Here is a 19,987-nt window from a genome sequence, read left to right as displayed (position 1 = left end):
CTCCTTTGGGGTGGGTTATGCCTGGTCGGTTGTGGTCAGCCGGTACCAGCCGCTGCGTGTCACGCCGGAGGCCATATAGCCGGAGGCAAGGGCGGGTTCCAGGATCCCGCGGAGCATGCTCCGCCACTGGCTGGCCTGTTCTGGGGCCGCGGCCCTCATCGCGACAATGTCCCGGGGTGCCCGGCACCAGATCGTGCCTTCCGCTTCAAGGAGAACCGGCTGTTGATCCGGCCCGTACTCCAGCACGTTTCCCACGGCGGCAGCGCTCGGTTCCAAATCCTGAATTAGGCCGTGGCTGGCGTCGATGCTTCGCGCCGACGACAGCGGCCAGACTGCGACCAGCCGGTCGCTCTCGTCATTGGCGTTGATCTCGTCCTGCATCTCGCCATAGAAGTTTTGGGCATATTCGGACGCCACTGCCCCGAGCTTGGTCAGGTTGAAGCGGGCGTTCCTGCTGACCAGCGGGTCGAAAGTCCACGTCATCGATTCGATGCCCCGTGCCAGCGACCAGGCCCGCTGGTGCTGTTTCAGGGCAAAGCCGACGCCTTTGTCGCCGGTACCGGGCAGGACCCCGGCGATCAGCGAGTAAGTCGCGCTCCCGCCGGGTGAGACAATCCCGACAGCTGCCCCGCAAAGTTGTCCTCCCGGATCGTAGGCGGCGGAAACGTTGCACCCTGCATGCGAAATACTGCGCAACAGGTCGAACGGTATAGGAGCTCCGTGGGGGGACATGCCCCAGATCGCGATGAGTAGCCCTTCGACGTCCCGGAGCTGGTCGCGGTCATGCTCATCCACCACCAGGACGCCGGCTTTGGCTGCTGCTGCTGTTGCTGCCTCTGCGGCCTGTCGGGCGAGCGGTTCCGCTTCAAGTGAAAGTGACATGCGTCAACTATCTGCTGGGCCCCGGGCCGCTGGCTTCGGTGCAGACCACGACATTTCATGCGAAGTCTTGTGCTCCGCCACAAGAGGGATTAGCTTTTCCCTCGTGGCAACTTCTTCCGGCACCCCAGACAGCATCACTCTCCACGGGCTCCTGCGGCTACTGGCAAGCCCGGCAGTGGCGCTCCGCTCCCACGGCACGCCGCCGGAGCTTTCCCTGACCAGCCCTGCGTATTACGATCCCCACACTCCGTTGGAGGGGTTGCCGGGTGCGATCCTTCTGGGCATTGGACTTCACCCTGCCGAACCAGCAACAGCCGGCGTTGTCCGCAGCGCGGCCACGGCAGGCTTTGGCGCGCTGGTCATCAAGCAGTATTCCCAGGATCTGGGGCATATCATCGCCGTCGCCGATCAGTCGGGTATCGCCCTCCTCGTGGTCGATGACGAGATGGGGTGGCGCCAGTTGGATGCGCTCCTGGACTCGGCGCTCACTGCCTCAGCCGAAGCCGGAAACTCGTTGTCCACGCTGGGCGTTGGCGACCTGTTCGCGTTGGCCAACGCCATCGCCGCCATGGTTGGCGGCGCCACGGCCATTGAGAATCTCCAGGAACAGGTGCTCGCCTACTCGACCCTCGCCCACCAGCCGATCGATGAGGACCGGCGTCAGGGCATCCTGGGACGCCAGGTTCCCTACCTTCCGGAGAACGCGGGCCAGTATGCCTCTGTTTTCCGCTCCCACGGCGCGGTCCGCATCGAGGGGGTCCGTCCGGCCCTCGACCGGCTGGCCATTGCAGTCCGGGCAGGCAAAGAGCCGCTCGGCTCTATCTGGGTTGTTGACCCGAACGGTGACCTGGACGTGGTCGCGGAACAGGCGTTGGAACGGGCTGCCGATATCGCAGCCCTTCATATGCTGCGAGCACGCAGTGCCTACGACCTGGCCCGCCAACAGCGCGCGGAGCTTCTCCGCAGACTCCTAGAAGGTGGCGACGACGCGGCACTCATCGCGGAACAGCTGGGACTTCGGAACTCCGGGCCGTTTGCGGTCATCGCTTTCCAACCGGACATCGGGCAGGCGGCGGAGATGACACTGGTCCGGCTCCTGGACCTTGTCACCACGCAGTGCGAAGCCCACCGTCGAGGGGCGCATTGCGTGCTGGTGGGAACCACCATCTATGCCCTTTTCGCGGACGTCGACCCTGCCTCGTCTGGACCCGTCGAAGCCCTGGCCCGACGGCTCACCGAGCGCTCCCGCGTATCCCTTGCGGTTGACCTGCGAATAGCGGCCGGGTCTGCTGTCCCTGCTGCGTCGGACATCGGCCGGTCGAGGCACGAGGCAGACCTGGTCCTGCTCATGCTCGCTTCCGGTCAGAGCTCAATCACCTATGCGAGTGCGCACGACGTCCGCAGCCGCCTGACGCTGCTCGAACTGGCCGCCCATTTCCGCAAGACACCTCACCTCACATCGGCAGCCGCCGAAAAGATCATGGAATACGACGCCGGCTCAGGAACAGAGTACGCAAAAACGCTGCGGACCTACCTTGACTGTTCCCGGGACTCCGCCCGGACCGCCGCTGGATTGTCTTTGCACCAAAACACGCTCCGGTACCGCCTCAAACGGTTACGCGAACTGTTCAACATCGACCTGGACCAGTCTGAGGACACACTCGTGCTCTGGCTAAGCCTTCATGTTCTGGAATTCAATTAACCACACCGGGGTGAGTGACCCGGATGCAGTGCGAATTGGCTGTGTCGGTTCGCACTCGTGGACGGACCGCACATCGGGAACTACCGCGATGCGGACTCCGCCAGGAGAGGGTACCTGGCGGAGTCCGGGAACCTACCCGGAGCCCGCAAGGCGCCGGGGATCCAGGTTTCCGTGCGGGGCCGACCCGCTGCAGGCGGACGTCGATGACCTGGAAGGATCCATGAGGGGGCATCCCTGACCTAAGATCCAACCGGGGACAAGGCGCCCAAAAGGCCGAAGAGGTCCTTCGGGTCTTCCGGGTCGGCGACGAGGTCAATGTCTACGAAGAAGTCCGACCCGTCGACGGCGTCTCGGACGTATCGCAAGGCCGCGAAATCCTCAATGGCGAAGCCGACGGAGTCAAAAATCGTGATCTGTTCCGAGCTGGTGCGCCCCGGTGCCTTGTCGCTCAAGACTTGCCAGAATTCAGTAACGGCGAAGTCGGCGGGCATTTGCTGGATCTCGCCTTCAATCCGCGTCTGCGGTGTGAACTCCACGAAAACGTCGCCGAGTCCCAGGATGACCGCGTCGAGTTCGGTTTTTCCGGGGCAGTCCCCGCCGATGGCATTGAGGTGGACGCCGGGGGCAATGAGGTCGGCCGTCAGGATGGTGGCGTTGGCCTTGTCAGCGGTACAGGTCGTGATGACGTCCGTTCCCTGCACGGCGTCGGCGGCCGAGGACGCAACCGTGATCTTGAACCCCAGCGGGGTGAGGTTGCGGACAAACTTGTGCGTCGCGGCCGGATCAGTGTCCCACACCCTGAGCGTGGTAATTCCGAGGGCAGCCCGGAAGGCTAGGGCCTGGAACTCAGACTGGCTGCCGGTTCCGATCATGGCCATGCTTGCGGAGCCGGGGCGGGCGAGATGCTTCGCGACCATACCCGAGGTCGCCGCAGTACGCAGGGCTGTCAGTAAGGTCATCTCCGCCAGGAAGGTGGGATATCCATTGTGGACGTCCGCCAGGACGCCGAACGCAGTCACTGTCTGGAAACCACGGGCCGGATTGGACGGGTGCCCGTTGACGTACTTGAAGCCATAGGTCTCGTGGTCGCTCGTGGGCATCAGTTCGATGACCCCGAACGGGGTATGGCTGGCCATGCGGGGACTCTTGTCAAAAGACGCCCAGCGGCGGAAATCGTCTTCGAGGTAAACGATCATCTCCGAGATGATCGTCTCCACTCCCCGGCCGGCAGCCCATCGCACCATGTTGTGAACATCGACAAAACGCGTCATTTGCGTCACCCTTTTCCATCTCGACAGCTAATGCCCTCACGTTATGCGGCGTCGATATGCGGCCACAATGACCGAATAGCTCGCTAATCGCCAAAAATGTGCGCAGAATGTCAGGCCGTTCTGCGCACTTCGCCGGTCTTCGATCGTCGACTGCAGCGGCGGCCTTGGAGCACTATCTGAGTACGGAACTGAGCAAAAGGCTGGTCTCGCTGTTGACGATGCCGTCGACTGCGCGGATCCTGCCCAGCACGTTGTCGAACCCGCCGAGGTTTTCGGTGGCCAGCTCCGCCACAAGGTCCCATCCGCCGTTGGTGGTGTGCAGTGCCCGAATTTCGGGGAACCCCCTGAGCTCTCGGATCACCTTGTTGGCCGACCTCCCCTCAACAGCGATCAGGGTGATGGCGTGGATCTCAAGCGGGTCCACTTCGTCACGGACCCTGGCAGTGAAGCCAACGATGGTTCCTGAAGTGAGAAGGCGATCGAGCCTGCTGTTCACGGTTGCCCGGGCAACGCCGAGCTTACGGGCGAGGCTGGCCACAGACGCCCGTCCGTCCTCGCGCAGGGCCGAAAGGAGCTGCCGGTCAATATCTGTAAGGGCTGTCATGTACAGAATGTACAACAAGCGTCAGCATAATGATCTTCCCCGCCACCTAACTAAAGCCTTGCCAAGTACGCTGAGGAAGACGTGCACCGCAGTGGAATCTGCTCGGAAAATCAGCGACAGGGAGCCGAGAAGGTCTTGGGGCAGGCCTCGATAGGGACGTTCTGGCGTTTTTCGCCCGGAGCTACCGAGCAAACCAGCAAGGTTTGCAGTTGCCGCTCCCATGGTGTGAACTCAGTCATGCCGTTGCAGGTGCTCCCGGTCATGAACGAGGAAGCAGCAACATTGCTGCCCAGGCAAGCAAAGGAGCCGCCCAGCCGTAACGCCGGCCAACAAAAAGGCCCCCGAAAGGGCCCATCAGTGAACAGTTTGTGCACACTCAGCGGCCCACTCCCCCATGGCTCGTTCATCTGCCTGTCCGGGATCATCCGCCCAATGTTCCAGTAAAGCCCGATCATGGCGGTATTCACCACGCGCTGCGCCCGCTGTTGAGCTTCGCGGACGAGCCCCTTCAGGGTCGTGAGAGCAGCGGCATAGTCTCCCGGGAGTTCCGGTTCAGCTGGGTCATGGCTCCACCCTAGTTGGAGGTTCCAACGTTCCATTCCCAATTGTCCAGACACCGTCTGGACAATTGACGCTGTACCGGGGCCGCCTGCGGATCGGGACGAACCGGCGACTTCCCCGCCTGCCAAGTCCTTCGACGCCCCCAGCGTTTGCCGAGCGGGCGGACGGCGTGGCCGCGGCTTACCGGCAGGCCGCGGGATTGACCGTGTCTGACCTCAGTCGTCGGGGTCATGGCCAAGGACGCGGAGCAGGTCACGGGTTGGTCAAGCCGGGTTATCCACGGCTGGAAATTGGGAGCGTTGGGGTAGCTCCCCGGCAGCCGCAGCGGTGGATGACCCATGAGGATTATCCACCGCCGTGGGCAGCTGAAACCCTGCTGCGCACTCGGTCAGACCTGAACTTCAACCCGCGAATTACATCCGTCTTTCACGAGTCGTGGAAGGGCTACGGTCCAAGGTCCGTCGTCGACGCCTTGAGTCGACGGTATTGACGGAAAACAGCAGCTAGCCCCACAAGGGCCATGCCCAACCCAGCCGCTAGCAGGTATCCAAGGTTGAGGTTGAGTGCCATCACCGAGGAAACTAATCGGCCAAGCGACTGTGCGATATGCCTGTTCTTCAGAATGGAGGAATGCACTTTGCCCAATGACCGCAAAGCATCGCGTGGATACTGTGAAGTGAATCACTCGAAAGGAATGCATGTCATGTCCACATCCGAAACAGGGCACGATGACTACCCCATCACCAGGGTTCCCGCAAAGGAGCGGAAGCACTGGTTCGGCATAGCGGTCCAACGCTTTGGCCAGACTTCTGACCTAAGCCAGTTTCTTCTCGGGGCAACTTTTGGCTTCGGAATGACGTTCTGGGACGCCTTTTGGGCGTTTACCGTTGGCGCGTTGATCGTCGAAGCACTCATGATTTTCGTCGGCATCGCCGGCATGCGCCAAGGCCTCACAACGTCCATGCTCGCCCGATGGACAGGCTTCGGCCGCGGCGGCGCGTCGGTCCTCGGCTTAGCCATCTGCATCAGCCTTATCGGCTGGTTCGGCATCCAGTCAGGGATTTCCGGAGCCGGGTTGAACCAGATCGTCCCTGAAATTCCCACCTGGGCCTGGTCGCTGGCTTTTGGCCTGGTGGTGACCCTGATCGTAGTCCGCGGCTTTGAATCCATGCAGTGGCTGGCCAACATCACCGTGCCGTTGTTCATGATCCTGATCGCTTGGGCGGCATGGGCCGAGCTGAGCAACCATTCCATCAGCCAGCTCATCAACGAGGCTCCTCCTGGCGCCACCCTTGATTTCGTCACCGCTACCACCATCGTCGCTGGAAGCGCCGTTCTCGGGGCGGTCATCACGCCCGACATGACCCGCTACAACAGGACCGCTGGCGACGTCGTCAAGCAGACCGTCGTCGGCATGACGCTAGGCAACTACACCATCGGCATGATCGGCGTGCTGCTGGCCCACGCCGTAAAGTCGGCGGATGTCACCCAGATCATCTTCTCCTCGGTGGGCTGGATCGGCATCCTGATCATCGTCCTGGGCACCTCCAAGATCAACGACTGGAACCTCTACAGTGCTGGCCTCGGCGTGGTGTCCTTCTTCAACAGCGCCATGAACAGGCGCCTGAACCGTGGGCACGTCACGCTTCTTCTGGGGGTTGTGGGAACCGTGCTGGCAGCGATCGGCATCCTGGACAAATTCATCGACATCCTCATGGTGCTGGGCGTCGTCTTCCCGCCGGTAGCCGGCATCATCATGGCCGAGTACTTCGTCATCAAGAAGTGGCGGCCCCTACTGGAAGCCAGCCGGGATTCGGGCCTTCCGCCAGCCGAATCGCCCAACTGGATCCCGGCCACGTTCGTCATCTGGGCGATCTCAGCGGCCCTGGGCTACTTCGTCACCTTCGGACTCCCGGCCCTTAACTCCCTCGCCGCGGCGTTCATCCTCTACATCATCGCCGGCAAGCTGAACCTCCTGCGGTCCTACGGCGACAACCAACCCACAAACGAAACCACCACACAGGAAGAACCGGTAACCGCACCATGAGTAGCCTGAGAATCGGCATTGACGTCGGCGGCACCAACACGGACGCTGTGCTGCTGGACGGCGGGCAGGTGCTCGCGTCCACCAAAGTCCCCACCACCAAGGACGTCACCAGCGGCATCACCCAGGTGCTCACCGCGCTGAAGGACCTGAACGGCTTCCGCCCGGACCACGTCCGCGGCGTGATGATCGGAACCACTCATTTCATCAACGCCCTCATTGAGGCACGTGACCTCTGCCCAACAGCGGCGATCCGGCTGGGGCTTCCCGCCACGGCGTCCCTGCCGCCCTTCACGGACTGGCCCGATGCCCTCACCGCCGCCGTCAAAGGCCGCGCTTACATGGCCCACGGTGGACACGAGTTCGACGGACGCGCCATCAGCCCCTTCGACGCCGACGAAATCCGGCGCCACGCAGCAGACATCGCCGCCCACGGCATCCGCTCTGTGGCAGTGTCCAGCGTTTTCTCGCCCGTCAACGACGAATTTGAGCAGCGCACACTCTCCATCCTTCGAGAGGAGCTTGGCCCGGAGTTCCCTGTCTCCTTGTCCCACGAAATCGGCAGGGTGGGCCTCCTGGAGCGGGAGAATGCGACCATCGTCAACGCCTCCCTCGCTGAAATGGCGAACCGTATTGTTGACGGACTCGCCAAGGCTGTCCTCGAGCAGGGCATCACCGCGCCGTTGTACGTCAGCCAGAACGACGGCACGCTCATGGACATCGAATACACACGCCGTTACCCGGTGGCCACGTTCGCTTCAGGTCCCACCAACTCCATGCGCGGCGCAGCAGCCCTCTCCGGATTCTCCGACTGCCTGATCGTGGACATCGGCGGCACCACCACGGACGTTGGTGTCCTGGTCAACGGCTTCCCCCGAGAGTCCAGCACCCACGTCAGGCTCGCAGGACTCCGGACCAACTTCCGGATGCCGGATGTACTCTCGGCAGGTCTCGGCGGCGGGTCCCGGGTCCGGACCGATCAAGGAACTGTGGGCCCGGACTCGGTGGGCTACCGCTTGACCGACGAGTCGCTCGTCTTCGGCGGGTCCGCCCTGACGGCGACTGACATCGCGGTCCGCAGTGGACGGGCCGACGTCGGAGACGCATCTTTGGTGAGCCACATCAGTGACGCTGTGGTCCGGTCAGCCTTGGAACAGATCGACGGGACCATTGCGGACATTGCCGACCGGATCCGCACGTCGTCGGCACCCTTGCCGGTTGTCGCCGTCGGCGGTGGATCCATCCTGCTGGCAGACAAACTGCAGGGTCTGGGCACAATTCACAGGCCCGGGAACTTCGACGTCGCCAACGCGTACGGCGCCGCCATCGCCCAGATCAGCGGTGAGGTGGACCGGGTGTCCTACATCGCGGACAGTGATCAAAAGCGCGCCATGGAATCCGCGCGGCAGGAAGCCGTGGACCGTGCCGTTGCTGCCGGCGCCAGCCCGGACACGGTGTCGATCGTTGAGCAGGAAGCCATCCCGATCCCCTACCTTCCCGGAAACGCCATGCGCGTTCGGATCAAGGCAGCCGGCAACCTCACGTTAGGAAAGTGAAATGACCCTGGAAGTGACACACGTCCGAAAGCTGACGCGCATCACGGTAGACGACATTGACTCGCTGGCCCGCGGCGCCGCCATCCTCGGCACGGGCGGCGGCGGCGATCCCTACGTTGGCGGGCTCTTGGCCCGCAAAGCGATCGAGGAGTACGGGCCGGTTGAACTCGTCTCCGTCGAAGACTTGGCCGACGACGCGTTCATTGTTCCGATCGCGGCGATCGGTGCGCCCACGGTATCCGTCGAGAAGCTGGATACCGTGGAGAACCTGTCCCTGACCATCAAGAAGCTCGCGGCAACACTGAACAGGGTGGCAACCCACACGGCGTGCCTGGAGATCGGCGGTTCAAACTCCATGCTGCCCATCGTCGCGGCCGCGCAGCTGGGGATTCCGCTGATCGATGGCGACCTGATCGGACGGGCATTCCCGGAAATCCAGATGGGCATGGCGCCGTTGTACGGAATTCAGGCGTCGCCCATGGCCTTGGCCGACGAGAAGGGCAACTCGCTGGTCATCGAAGCCATCGACTCGTTCTGGGGCGAACGCTTTGCCCGGCAGGCTTCCATCGAAATGGGATGCAATGCCTTCAACAGCACGTACGCCATGACCGGCGCGCAGGCCCGCGAGAGCTTCGTGGCCGGTTCGATGTCCTTCGCCATCACCATTGGAGACGCAGTTGCGAACGCGCAGCACAACAACCTCAACCCCTGTGACGTGTTGGCGGAAACGCTCCGTGGCCGCATTGTCCACCTCGGAAAGGTAACCGACCTCCAGCGTCAGACAACGGGCGGTTTCGCCAAGGGACAGGCCACGATCGAAGGCATGGGCGCCGACGCAGGCTCGATACTGTCGCTGCACTTTCAGAACGAACACCTCCTCGCCACCAAGGACGGCACCGTAGTCACCACCACTCCGGACCTCATCATCGTGGTGGACGCGGAGTCCGCCGAGCCAATCACCACGGAGAACCTGCGGTACGGGCAGCGCGTCTGCGTCCTGACTGGGCCCAGCGACCCCCGATGGCACACCACTGAAGGCCTGGAACTGGCCGGTCCCGGGTACTTCGGCTACGGCGTCCCTTCGCACCGATGGGACGGGACGCCGGAAGAGCACACCGAGTCCATCGAGCGCTACCGCGTCTGACCGCCATCGACCATCTGCCCATCCGCCGCGCCTCCGACGAAATGTGGGCGGCGCGGCGGTGGCATCATGGGACAGTAGCCAGACCTTCCTCGCGTAGAGGCGGGCATCGAGGAGAACCGGAGTAGCAGAATGATTCCCCCGATCCCGCTGTTGTCCGTCACGAATCACGTCCCGGCGGGAGTGATCGAGAGCGTCGTGGAGTCCGGTGACAGGACGGTATCTTCGCTGGTGGCCTTGACCGGCTCTCTCGCCGAGGTCAATCGCCAAGTCCGCGAACAGCGGAACCTCGAGGGCGATTCGCTGAACCTTCGGGACTGCGTTCTGCTCCCCTTGGAACCCCTTCCGTCCGGCGTGTCGTGGGACGTTGAGGCGCTGTTGGCGCTGGCGTCTTATGCCGGCGTCGTGGCCCTTGCAGTAAAACTGCCGAACGACGACGGCGCGATGCCGCCCAACGTTAAACGGCTCGCCGAACGCTTGGGGCTCGTCGTGCTGGCAGTCCACAACACCTGGCAATTCGGCACGGCCGCCCAAGAATTGCTGTCCGGCGCCGCCCACCTTCAGGGTCTGCTGATCTCCCGTGTAGCATCCGAATGCCGAATCCCGTACGGATCCCTCACCCACCTGCTGTCCCGTCTGGGTGTCGCGATCGGACACCAGGTCACGCTGGTGGATCCTTCCGGAGAGCTGATTTCCGCTGAGCCGCCGGGCCATGAGCCCGCACCACAGCCGGAGGTCGAGCTGGCTGCGTTGACGGAAATCCTGGCACCAGTCCATAGTGAACAGGAGAACAGCCCGCGGCTCAGGGTGGTCCTCGCTCCGACATGGGACAAGGAACAGGCAGCAATCCGCGCGGCCCTGGAAGTGGCGGCCATCGCGGTTTCAGAGCTGCTTTCCCGGCAGCGGTTGGAGAGGGAACGCGATGCCCGGCACCGGATTGCCTTGTTGGGACAGCTGATCGATAACGCTGGCGACGTCAGTCCTTCGTTCAGGGCCAGGGCGTTGGAGCTGGGCTGGACCTTGGACGGCTATCACATGGCCTTCCGTGTGATCATCCGCCAACCCGTGGATTTGGTGGCCCGGAAACCGGATCTGGACCGCGCTCTGATGCGCGAAAAGATCGAGGCTACCACGGTTGAGCAGTCTGACGGCTGGGCAGGGTGGATCTCCTTCCCGTCCAAGCCGGACCCGGCCGAGGTCAGCCGCGCAAGCAGTGCGCTGCGCAGGGCCCAGCGGGTGCTCGCCGCAACCATCTCCACCCAATTCGGCGTGGGCCGCATGCAAGCGCAGCCGGAAGGGATCGTCAGCTCTCTCGAGGAAGCCAACGACGCCGCCCGCATCGCTGGGGCAAGGGAAAACTCCGGCTACTTCGTCCACGTGGACCGCTTGGATATGGCCCAGTTGCTGCTGATCTGGACCCGCACGGATACGTTCCGGCCTGCCGCCCGAGAACTCCTGGCCCCACTCCTCAAAGCTGGCCCTGAACTCCTGCAGACCCTCACCACTTTCCTGGACTGCGAATCGTCGCTGACTGAGACGGCGGCGATCCTCAACGTCCACCGCAACACTGTCAGCGACCGCATCAGGCGGATCCAGTCGCTCATCGCCATCAATTTAGAGGATCCGGAGGCACGGCTGGCGCTGCAACTGGCGTGCCGGAGTCTGCTGATGGACAAATACGAATAGGACAATGACACCTTCGCAGAGGCTCATAGGGCAAGGGCGGATTCGTGGCTAAGTAGACGACCTCCATTCGCCCGATGATGGTAAGCCGGCTGGTGGACCCCACCCAAGGACGCATGACCGGAGAAACGGCGACCGGACGTCAATGGAGCATTGGCCAGCTCGCTACGGTGTCCGGAGTCACGGCCCTGGAGCGCCACAGGCACAGCACACCAGCGGCGTGCCCCGCCGTCCACGACAGGGCCCGGAATTGGAACGAACTCGGCTCTGTGCTCCACCGCTGGGAACACACCGAACTCAACGCCAACCTCCCCCAAACCACCGCCGGCCGGGGCGCTGGTGGGGCCCGATCAACCCGTACGCGAAGCGCAGGTTGACGTAATATCCGCTACCGGTGCTGCACGGCGGACTCACAGACTGCGGTAGTGACAGACTTCCCGCCTGACGACAGGACCGCCCATTTTCTGCCCCCGCAGCACTTCGCGGCCAGTAGCGTAGCGCTCCGCCGAAACAGCGGTTTGCAACTCTTGTAGGTGCCGGTACGCCGGTCGCCATCTGGGCTGCTGCATTAGGAGATGCGCTCTAGCTCCTTCTCGCGATGCGTGAGGGATAATACTCTCCATGACCAGCAGGGAGCTCGGTAAGGGGGAAGCCGAAAAGCCGGCCACGCGTACAGCGGCACATGCCGACGCAGCCATCACGCTGCCGGAAGCCATGACCGGCAGGGCAAGCCCAGCGAAAGCGGCGGTCGGCGACAAGCCGGTCTTCGCATATATCGCCAGCCTGCCACAGCCGCAGCGGGTCATCGCCGAAACGGTCGACGCGCTGGCGGCAAAAACACTACCCAACCTCCAGCGCTCCGTGAAGTGGGGCATGTCGTACTACGGCGTCGGCGACGGGTGGTGCTTCAGCTGCGGCGGCTTTGCCGGCCACGTCAAGCTCATGTTCATCAATGGTGTGGCGCTCGATCCCGTACCACCAGTGACGCCGGTGGGGATGGGCAAGTCGACGCGGGGTGTGGAGCTCGAATCCATAGAGGACATCGACGAACATCAGATCGCGGCGTGGATGAAACAAGTCGCGTCCGTGCCGGGTGTTGGGGGCAAGAAGCGTTGAACCCGAGGCTTGCTGCAGAGGCAAACGGTCGCCGGGAACGCATGACACGTGAGGCGATGCCAGGCACAGCCCTTTCGCAGCCACTTCCCCCACCCAATATCGAAGGCCGATAACGGATCATACGTCGAGTGGGGACATTGAAGAAAATGCTCCTGGTGCTGCGGGACCAGGAGCTGACCGCTTCCGGTGACGTGATTGTCCGCATGGTCGCGGTGCTTGAAAGGCATGTCCGTTTCCATGTGGTCGGCTCCCCCGAAGTCGTCATTGGAAACTCTGAACTACGGGGCTTGCCGCCTGAGCTTCGTGCGCAAAATATCGGCCACGCGACGACAGTACAAAGGCCTATGCTTTTCTTATGGCACAAAGAGTCGTAACCCTTTTGGAGGATGACTTCGACGGATCCAAGGCAAGTGAGACAATTTCGTTTGCTCTTGACGGCGTCGAATATGCAATCGATCTCAATGATGCTCATGCAAGCGAACTGCGTGAAGTATTCAGCCGTTTTGCCAAAGCAGCCCGGAAGACCGGCGGGCGTGCCCGGCGGGCCCGTCCCGGTTCCTCCAATGCCCGCGACGTCCGGCTGTGGGCGGCCGACCAAGGCCTGCAGGTCAACACCCGCGGCCGTATCCAGGCTGACATCATGGAAAAGTACGAAGCCGCGCATTAGAGGCAGTACCAAACCAGATGGATTCGGAGTTCAACCGGCTGATATCGGCTGGATCAAGCGCATAAATCCATCTGAGCGCCGCTCAAAATACAACAGGGTCAGAACTTGCCCGGGTTCTGGCCCCGATTTGTTTGATCCGGGTCCGGCTACTTCGTCTGCGCAGTCCACTGGTAGATGGTTTCGCGTCTGATGCCGAATTCCCGGGTAACGCCGGTCTTATGTGCCCCCGTGCCGGCCCGGTTCCGAAGCTCGCCCGCTTGGTCGGGCGAGAGCGAATTCGTGCGTCCGCGGTAGGCGCCGCGGGCCTTGGCCAGAATGATCCCTCATGCTGGCATACACCAACCAGGGCCCACTGTCACACATCCCGGCGGCTTCCCGCAACGCGGAGCCGGCGTCAGCCAGTGCGTCCCCGCTGGCGTGAAGCCCGCGGATGGGGATAGGGCCTCGGGCAAGAAGGACGACCGGCCCGCCTGGCCGCCGGACTCAAGGCCCTGCGTGGCGGCGAAGAGTCGCGACGCGAGGTCTCCGGAAACTCATCAGGCTGAGCTCCGGGTCGGTCGAATCCTCGCGGGTTCAGGAATCGTCGTCCTTTTCCGCAGTCGCGTCCCTCCGGTTCCATGCGCCGAAAGGTGCCGGGCGGGAGGGCCCTCCAGGTGGCCGCACCCGACGGACGGCAACCATGGCCCATGCCCCGATCAGCACGCCGATAACCACGACGAAAACACCGACGGTGAACCAGCCGTCCCGACCGAAGATCATCAGCGCAACACCCGCCAGACACAGGCCCTTCGCCACGATGTCCAGATATAAAGGACCTCTCAGGTGCCCCATGGATCTAAGGTAACCCTGGCGACAGTCCGCTGGTGCCCTGACTGATTCCGATCGTGGTGGTTGCCGCCCGGCCAAGACGCGCAAGAAATAGACGTAAGAACCAGGCGGAAAGTCATATCACCCAGACCCCGTGGCTGCATGAACTCGTGTCCGCAGAAATAGGCACGAAGGGACGTCGCCGATGAGCCACGGCATCACCTGGACACCGGTGTGGACACTGTACACACCCCGTTTGGCCGGACAAACAGCCACCAACGGCTCCCCCACGCCCCAGGAAACAGCCAAGAGCGGCCAAAAACCTGGAAGAAGTTTCCCGCAGGTCATGTCATCACCACAACCCCAACGCATGAACAGGTACAAGGCCAACCACGCCCACTCGAATAAGCGAGAAAGGAGACCCGAATGACTCCACATCCGAGCAGGCGGAGGGCCCACCAGCCAGGACCCTGAACCCGCCACCCACACAACCTAACAGGCCACCGCGGCGGCCAGGCACCAGCCGCAACAAGCGTCAGAGGGACCCAACCCGGGTGAATGTACACATGTTAAAGCAAAAACCCCCTCTGACGAAGGGGAATGCTGTGCCCGAGGTGGGACTCGAACTGCATTCCCTCCCCCGCCAATACTGGCCTCCCCCCGGAAACATGCGGAATCCGGCCCGATCCGACCCACATACGACGCAGTCCGAAGCCCAAAGTGTGTACTTTGTACACACTTTCTTTTTGCCACATTCCAGGCAACCCAAAGCGCTGAGTAGGAACCAGCGAAACGGCCAGCCAACAATGCTGAACTAAAGTTCGCGACTTCCATGAACCAACCGGCTGGTGTAGGCGCCGAAGCCGTCCACGAGACGATGGCTGTCCCGCCTCAAATATCGTGAAGCAGGCCGCACCGAAATCTTGGCGTTGCCACAATCTGGACGAGACCGGATGAGGCCTGTTCGCTCTTCCACAAGCCAAAGTCAGGAATCCGGCCACGCCTCTGCGGATCAGGTGCCGGCGACGGATTCTCCCTAGCCCTCGACAGCTGCCACGACCGGTTTCGACGCCTTCGTCGATGAGGACGTTCCCATCCCGCAGGAACGCGACCCGTTCCGCCTCAATTACGAATAGGTCCGGGAAGGATGATTCGTTGCACCGCCCCGCCGCGTTTATAGACTGAACGGGGATTCACCTACTTCGGCTGGCAGGGGATGGGAATGAAAACGGCCACTTTCCGGGAACTCCACCACACTGTGGTGCCACTCCTGCTGCCCAATGCGTGGGACCTCGGATCCGCCTTGGCATTTGCGACAGCAGGATTCCCGGCCGTCGGCACCACCAGCTTTGGAATTGCGGCAAGTGCCGGCCTGCCCGACGGAGGCCGGTCCAGCAAGGCGGTCACCGCCGCACTGGCGGCGCAGCTGTGCCGCCTGCCTGTCCACGTCACGGCTGACATCGAGGACGGCTACTCCGATGACCCCGCCGAGGTTGCGGAACTTGTGGCCCAACTGGCTGCCCTGGGCGTGGCCGGGGTCAACCTGGAGGACAGCACCGCCGGGCACCTGGTCGATCCAGCAGCCTTTGCCGACAAAGTTGCCGCCGTCAACCGACGCAGCCCTACTATGTTCATCAACGCCCGCGTGGACAACATATGGTTCGGCGAACAACCCACTGTCGATGCCGTCCTGCTCCGTGCCTGTGCCTACGCCGACGCCGGAGCGGACGGCATCTTTGTCCCCGGACTTGTGGATCCGGAGGACATCCGGATCGTCACCGCTGGCATGGGGCTGCCGGTCAACGTGCTGGCACATCCCTCCCTGACCGTTGCCGAGCTGGGTGAGCTGGGGGTCCGGCGGGTGAGTTCCGGCTCCCTGCCGTACCGCGCAGCAATTGACGCGGCGGTGAACGTGGCCAACGCCCTACGTGACGGCAAACCAGTGCCGGCCGCCACTCCGTACTGGGAAATGCAATCGCGTCTCGTGTCATTCAGCCAGCCCCACACGGACTAACCGCCGTCAGTGCCACCCCGTCTACTCCCTACGACCGCAGATGCCACGGAGCTCAGTAACCCCACGGTCAGGTCCGGGATCGTGGCAGCAACAGATGAAATCCTGCGCCGCAATTACCCGTTCGTGGCCAGCCACCATACGCTGACCCGGGAGGGCGAATGGTGCCTGCGGGTTCGCGCGCGAGCCCGATGTGAAGGACAAAGACCCGGAAGATGACCTGGTTCACGGTGCGGGCCCGCACATCAGCAGACGTGCTGCGCCCCTGTGCACTTACAGGTCGCCGCGTCCTCCCCGGAGCACCTGCGCTGCCATGTAGCGGGCACGCTGCCGACGCGAATCCGAGCACAGCACAAGCGGTCTCAGCCGGTGCTGGTGCGGGATGGCCACAGAGCCCGCACCGTGGGGATCCGGCGTGACTCAGAAAGGAATAGGCAGCCGCCGCCCCTCCGGCGGGCGCTGCACTCAGGCGGCTAGGCCCCTGAGGCCGTGCCACAGCCCCATCTGCCGTGGACCGGTATTCGGGCCGGATTGTCCCGTCGCCGCCCATCACGCTGCCTTCAGCCAGGTCGCGACCTCTGATGCCCAGTAGGTAAGCACCATGTCCGCCCCAGCACGCTTAGTTCCAAGCAGCGACTCCAGGACCGCTCCGCGGCGGTCGATCCAGCCGTTCGCGGCCGCAGCTTCGATCATCGCGTACTCACCCGAGATCTGATAAGCCGCGACCGGCACGGGGCTGGTCTGGGCTACGTCGGCCAGGATGTCCAGATAACTCATCGCGGGTTTGACGATCACGATGTCGGCGCCTTCTTCGACGTCGAGTTTGACCTCGGTCAGCGCTTCACGGCGGTTCCCCGCGTCCATCTGGTAGGTTCTCCTGTCCCCCGTAAGCCGGGAATCGACAGCCTCCCTGAAGGGACCATAAAACGCTGACGCGTACTTCGCTGCGTACGCCATCACCGCAGTGTTCGTGTGGCCCGCGCTCTCCAGCGCCCGGCGGATGGCTCCGGTGCCGCCGTCCATCATCCCTGACGGCGCCACGATGTGGGCGCCGGCGTCGGCCTGGGCGATGGCCATCTGGCCATAGATTTCCAGGGTCTTGTCATTGTCCACGTATCCGTTGGCGTCGAGGACGCCGCAGTGCCCGTGATCGGTGAACTCGTCCAGACACAGGTCGCTCATCACGACAAGGTCGTCGCCCACTTCTGCCCGGACGTCGCGTATGGCTGCGTTCAGGACACCTTCAGGGTCCAGGGCGGCGGAGCCGGCATGGTCGCGGTGAGCGGGGATTCCGAAGAGCATAATGCCGCCCAGTTCCTGTTCGGCAGCCTGCGCGGCAGCCCGCTTCAGGGAGTCTGCGGTGTGTTGCACGACGCCGGGCATGGATCCGATCGGTGCCGGCTCGGTGAGGGCTTCGCGGATGAAGACCGGAAGGATGAGATCCGAGGTGGCCAGCCGATGCTCCGTTACGAGACGTCTGATGGCCACTGTGGTGCGGAGGCGACGGGGTCGTGTCTGGGGAAAGGTCATGTCTGTCCTTTTTCTCGTGGTGGGGGTCGTCCCCGTGAATCGCGGAAAACACCGGGCATAGACAAGCTGTCCCCACTGCTGTGGGGCGCGGTGAGGACAGCTTGGGGCAAGGCGGTGAAGGCCGACGGTGGCGGCTATGACTGTCCGATTGCTTCGACGAACCCGATAATTTGTGGGATGACAATCTCCGGAGCCTCCAGGATGTTGCTGTGGCCGATCCGGTCGAGCCGCACGAGTTTGGCATTGGGGAGCCCGTCGGCCATTTCGTCGCACCACACCGGGGGGCCGGTGCTGATCTTCCTCGCCCGAGACGATGAGCACAGGGATGCCTAATTCCGGGAGAAGGGGCAGCGAGTTGCGCCTTTCAATCACGCCTTTCATGGCCGGCAACAGGCTCTTGGGGAGCGAGGCAATCCGCTTACGCCACAGGTCAAGCATGTCAGCTTGTGGGGATCTGACTGTGTCGTTTTCCCCGACCATCGAGGAAGAGCGAGCGGAGGCACAGGATCGTCGGCAGGCTGGACTCGCCGGTATCTTCGACGTGCAGAGTCGTACCGTTTACGGCAATGCGTGAAGCTGTCACGTTATGGCCTCTCAAAAGTGATTCCTGTGATCGGCGAGTCCGATGGAGTCACGCGAACGGCGTTGATGCCGTCGGACTTCAGGAAGAGTGCCCGCCCGAAGAACGTGCCCTGGACCAGCCAAAGGGCAGAACCATCCGGCATCACGCCGTCGACGCTTCCGGCGGCTATCAGTTCACCCTTCCGGTACAGGCGCACCGTATTACTGGATTCGAGGTCGGCCCAGTTCTCGATGAATTCATTCATCCGGCGTCCTTTCCAGGCAGATGGACTGCCGAGTCAAGCGGCCGTTTTCACGGGCATGAGTGAGGCCGCTCCCAAGCGCAGCCGGGACGGCTTTTGCGGCTTCCGGCGAATGCAGAAACGTGGGCCTGCGGGCGAGTCTCACCTCGCCCGCAGGCCCGGCGCATGTGCCTATTTGTAGTCGTTCCTGTGCAGGAAGGAGCGAACGGCTTCGTTGTACTCGTAGGGATTCTCGATCATCGGGTAGTGCCCGGTGCCGGCGAGTACCGCGATTTCGCTGCCTTCGATGTGCGATTGTGTCGAGTTGACTTGATCGGGATAGACCAGCCAGTCAGCGTCCCCCGCCAGCAAGAGGACCGGAGCCGTGACCTTGTGCATCTGGTCCCGGACATCGAATCCCGCGTAACCTGTGAGGTCTGCAGCGGCGACTTTGGCGGTGTTGCGCTGGATCTGCCACACGACTTCCTCTGCCCGGTCTTCGGGGGTCCGGTCGCCGGTGAGGGACTGGGACCAGCATTCGAGGATCTGCTGCCCGTCGACCTTGAGCATGTCCAGGAAGAACTCGGACACTGTCGGAGTGTAGTCGGCGCCCTCGGACGAGATGATCGCGGAGTAGGCGTCAGGCCGGCGGGCGCCCAGTTCCAGAACCATATTTCCGGCCATGGAACAGCCGACGATAGCCGGCTTCTCCAGGCCCAAGGCGTCGATCAGCGCCTCGTTGAATTCCGCGTGGCGGGTCAGGCTTTCGAACGGGCCGTCTTCAGGAACGAGGGTTTTGCAGTGGCCGGGTGCGTCCACTGCAATGACGCGGTATTCGTCCGAGAGGCCCTCCAGCACATGGCGGTACATCAGGCTGTCCTGGCTTGCGGCATGGAAGCAGATGAGGGCGGGACCTTCGCCAGCCTCCTCATAGTAGGTGCGGATGCCGTTGACATCGATGTATCGTCCGATAATTTCCTTGCCGGACGGCCGTGGGGCCGGGGACGGTTCCGGGCGGGGGCTTGCTTCCTTGCCCACTCGCTTCATGGCCTCCAGCAGCAGCCACATGACCTTGATGTTCCTCATCGCGAGGACGGCGTCACCACCGAGAGTAATCTCGCCCAGCCCGGGCGATGTCCCGCGGTACCAGTCCGTTTCTCCACTGACTACTCGTCCCCATTCGGCACGTGGAGCGCTGATGATAATGTCGGCACCCCTGGCCGAGGACCCGTCTGTAACGCCGGCAACCTTGCCCCCGCGAATGTCCAACGAGGCAGAGCCCTCCTCGTAATGAAATTGGATCCGAGCCTCGAACCACTTGGCGGCTTCGGACCAGCGCACGTCGGCGTTCAACTCCTCGCCCAGCAGCTCCCACCATTTTCCAGAAAGTGTTTCAGTCATCATTTCTCCTTGATTCGGATAGGACTGGCCCGTTAGGGCCACCATCGGCCCGTCCCGAGTGTCAGTCCTGCTTTGTGTTGAGGCCCCAGGTCTCCGAACCTCGTCGCTGGGGTATCGAAGTGTCCTCAATGGCCCTCAGGCCTAAGCTGAGTGGTTCACATCACAAATTTTAGACTTTGGATACGATTCACGCAAGTCTTGGGGACTG

The 19,987-nt window shown here is 62.9% G+C and carries 17 protein-coding genes; 9 read left to right on the top strand and 8 right to left on the bottom strand.

The annotated features are described in order from the left end of the window. Positions 1 to 15: 15 nt before the first annotated feature. A complete protein-coding gene (locus MRBLAR12_RS06830) occupies positions 16 to 882 on the bottom strand; it encodes a hypothetical protein (protein WP_229995362.1) in 867 nt (288 codons plus the stop codon). A 103-nt stretch (positions 883 to 985) separates the two neighbouring features. On the opposite strand from MRBLAR12_RS06830, the gene MRBLAR12_RS06825 reads away from it, so the two are divergent. Then, positions 986 to 2,584 carry a PucR family transcriptional regulator gene (locus tag MRBLAR12_RS06825; RefSeq protein WP_229995363.1) on the top strand — a complete coding sequence of 533 codons (1,599 nt, stop codon included), beginning with the start codon at positions 986 to 988 and terminating at the stop codon, positions 2,582 to 2,584. A 239-nt stretch (positions 2,585 to 2,823) separates the two neighbouring features. Here MRBLAR12_RS06825 and MRBLAR12_RS06820 read toward each other — a convergent pair whose 3' ends face one another. Both MRBLAR12_RS06820 and MRBLAR12_RS06815 read right to left on the bottom strand, forming a co-directional pair. Continuing rightward, complete coding sequence (locus MRBLAR12_RS06820) at positions 2,824 to 3,855, bottom strand: ornithine cyclodeaminase (RefSeq protein WP_229995364.1); 1,032 nt, start codon at positions 3,853 to 3,855, stop codon at positions 2,824 to 2,826. Positions 3,856 to 4,027: 172 nt separating this feature from the next. Continuing rightward, on the bottom strand, positions 4,028 to 4,459 hold the full coding sequence (locus tag MRBLAR12_RS06815) for an Lrp/AsnC family transcriptional regulator (RefSeq protein WP_229995365.1): 432 nt from the start codon (positions 4,457 to 4,459) through the stop codon (positions 4,028 to 4,030). Between the two features lie 1,264 nt (positions 4,460 to 5,723). Between MRBLAR12_RS06815 and MRBLAR12_RS06805 the strand changes: the two genes are divergently transcribed. From MRBLAR12_RS06805 to MRBLAR12_RS06775, 7 genes are all read left to right on the top strand, one after another. Continuing rightward, a complete protein-coding gene (locus MRBLAR12_RS06805; RefSeq protein ID WP_364744599.1) occupies positions 5,724 to 7,067 on the top strand; it encodes a purine-cytosine permease family protein in 1,344 nt (447 codons plus the stop codon). A 5-nt stretch (positions 7,068 to 7,072) separates the two neighbouring features. Further along, the gene (locus MRBLAR12_RS06800) at positions 7,073 to 8,620 is read left to right on the top strand and encodes a hydantoinase/oxoprolinase family protein (RefSeq protein WP_356815821.1); all 1,548 of its coding nucleotides are present in this window, start codon (positions 7,073 to 7,075) and stop codon (positions 8,618 to 8,620) included. A 1-nt stretch (position 8,621) separates the two neighbouring features. Then, the gene (locus MRBLAR12_RS06795) at positions 8,622 to 9,764 is read left to right on the top strand and encodes a DUF917 domain-containing protein (RefSeq protein WP_229995369.1); all 1,143 of its coding nucleotides are present in this window, start codon (positions 8,622 to 8,624) and stop codon (positions 9,762 to 9,764) included. Between the two features lie 129 nt (positions 9,765 to 9,893). Beyond that, positions 9,894 to 11,447, top strand: a complete 1,554-nt coding sequence (locus MRBLAR12_RS06790; RefSeq protein WP_364744596.1) for a PucR family transcriptional regulator — start codon at positions 9,894 to 9,896, stop codon at positions 11,445 to 11,447. A 618-nt stretch (positions 11,448 to 12,065) separates the two neighbouring features. Further along, complete coding sequence (locus MRBLAR12_RS06785) at positions 12,066 to 12,560, top strand: DUF1801 domain-containing protein (protein ID WP_229995371.1); 495 nt, start codon at positions 12,066 to 12,068, stop codon at positions 12,558 to 12,560. Between the two features lie 137 nt (positions 12,561 to 12,697). Then, a complete protein-coding gene (locus tag MRBLAR12_RS06780; RefSeq protein WP_229995372.1) occupies positions 12,698 to 12,934 on the top strand; it encodes a hypothetical protein in 237 nt (78 codons plus the stop codon). A 5-nt stretch (positions 12,935 to 12,939) separates the two neighbouring features. Beyond that, positions 12,940 to 13,227 carry a histone-like nucleoid-structuring protein Lsr2 gene (locus MRBLAR12_RS06775; RefSeq protein WP_414645474.1) on the top strand — a complete coding sequence of 96 codons (288 nt, stop codon included), beginning with the start codon at positions 12,940 to 12,942 and terminating at the stop codon, positions 13,225 to 13,227. 573 nt (positions 13,228 to 13,800) lie between these two features. Here the strand turns inward: MRBLAR12_RS06775 and MRBLAR12_RS06765 are convergent. Beyond that, positions 13,801 to 14,058, bottom strand: coding sequence for a hypothetical protein (locus MRBLAR12_RS06765; protein ID WP_229995374.1), 258 nt, complete (start codon positions 14,056 to 14,058; stop codon positions 13,801 to 13,803). A 1,198-nt stretch (positions 14,059 to 15,256) separates the two neighbouring features. Here MRBLAR12_RS06765 and MRBLAR12_RS06760 point away from each other — a divergent pair. Beyond that, positions 15,257 to 16,048: an isocitrate lyase/PEP mutase family protein gene (locus MRBLAR12_RS06760; protein WP_229996104.1), complete on the top strand. Its 792-nt coding sequence runs from the start codon at positions 15,257 to 15,259 to the stop codon at positions 16,046 to 16,048. A gap of 546 nt (positions 16,049 to 16,594) precedes the next feature. On the opposite strand, the gene hemB is transcribed toward MRBLAR12_RS06760, so the two are convergent. The 4 genes from hemB to MRBLAR12_RS06740 all read right to left on the bottom strand — a co-directional run bounded on the left by hemB (position 16,595) and on the right by MRBLAR12_RS06740 (position 19,779). Continuing rightward, entirely contained in the window at positions 16,595 to 17,575 is a 981-nt protein-coding gene (gene hemB / locus MRBLAR12_RS06755; RefSeq protein ID WP_229996105.1) for a porphobilinogen synthase, read from the bottom strand. 134 nt (positions 17,576 to 17,709) lie between these two features. After that, a complete protein-coding gene (locus MRBLAR12_RS06750) occupies positions 17,710 to 17,838 on the bottom strand; it encodes an alpha/beta fold hydrolase (protein WP_290369415.1) in 129 nt (42 codons plus the stop codon). Between the two features lie 321 nt (positions 17,839 to 18,159). Beyond that, the gene (locus tag MRBLAR12_RS06745; protein WP_364744589.1) at positions 18,160 to 18,402 is read right to left on the bottom strand and encodes a hypothetical protein; all 243 of its coding nucleotides are present in this window, start codon (positions 18,400 to 18,402) and stop codon (positions 18,160 to 18,162) included. A 168-nt stretch (positions 18,403 to 18,570) separates the two neighbouring features. Further along, positions 18,571 to 19,779, bottom strand: coding sequence for an alpha/beta fold hydrolase (locus MRBLAR12_RS06740; RefSeq protein ID WP_364744586.1), 1,209 nt, complete (start codon positions 19,777 to 19,779; stop codon positions 18,571 to 18,573). Between the last annotated feature and the right edge of the window lie 208 nt (positions 19,780 to 19,987).

The sequence above is a fragment of the Arthrobacter sp. LAR12-1-1.1 genome, assembly GCF_040676555.1.
Lineage (GTDB): Bacteria > Actinomycetota > Actinomycetes > Actinomycetales > Micrococcaceae > Arthrobacter.
This window is presented reverse-complemented; position numbering and strand designations above follow the sequence as displayed.

Excerpts from the sequence above, each read along its gene's own strand:
- MRBLAR12_RS06830 (WP_229995362.1), bottom strand. The coding sequence starts at position 882 with ATGTCACTTTCACTTGAAGCGGAACCGCTCGCCCGACAGGCCGCAGAG.
- MRBLAR12_RS06740 (WP_364744586.1), bottom strand. The coding sequence starts at position 19,779 with ATGACTGAAACACTTTCTGGAAAATGGTGGGAGCTGCTGGGCGAGGAG.
- MRBLAR12_RS06745 (WP_364744589.1), bottom strand. The coding sequence starts at position 18,402 with ATGAATGAATTCATCGAGAACTGGGCCGACCTCGAATCCAGTAATACG.
- MRBLAR12_RS06790 (WP_364744596.1), top strand. The coding sequence starts at position 9,894 with ATGATTCCCCCGATCCCGCTGTTGTCCGTCACGAATCACGTCCCGGCG.
- MRBLAR12_RS06805 (WP_364744599.1), top strand. The coding sequence starts at position 5,724 with ATGTCCACATCCGAAACAGGGCACGATGACTACCCCATCACCAGGGTT.
- MRBLAR12_RS06760 (WP_229996104.1), top strand. The coding sequence starts at position 15,257 with ATGAAAACGGCCACTTTCCGGGAACTCCACCACACTGTGGTGCCACTC.
- MRBLAR12_RS06815 (WP_229995365.1), bottom strand. The coding sequence starts at position 4,459 with ATGACAGCCCTTACAGATATTGACCGGCAGCTCCTTTCGGCCCTGCGC.
- MRBLAR12_RS06765 (WP_229995374.1), bottom strand. The coding sequence starts at position 14,058 with ATGGGGCACCTGAGAGGTCCTTTATATCTGGACATCGTGGCGAAGGGC.
- hemB (WP_229996105.1), bottom strand. The coding sequence starts at position 17,575 with ATGACCTTTCCCCAGACACGACCCCGTCGCCTCCGCACCACAGTGGCC.
- MRBLAR12_RS06795 (WP_229995369.1), top strand. The coding sequence starts at position 8,622 with ATGACCCTGGAAGTGACACACGTCCGAAAGCTGACGCGCATCACGGTA.
- MRBLAR12_RS06750 (WP_290369415.1), bottom strand. The coding sequence starts at position 17,838 with ATGGCCGACGGGCTCCCCAATGCCAAACTCGTGCGGCTCGACCGGATC.
- MRBLAR12_RS06785 (WP_229995371.1), top strand. The coding sequence starts at position 12,066 with ATGACCAGCAGGGAGCTCGGTAAGGGGGAAGCCGAAAAGCCGGCCACG.
- MRBLAR12_RS06820 (WP_229995364.1), bottom strand. The coding sequence starts at position 3,855 with ATGACGCGTTTTGTCGATGTTCACAACATGGTGCGATGGGCTGCCGGC.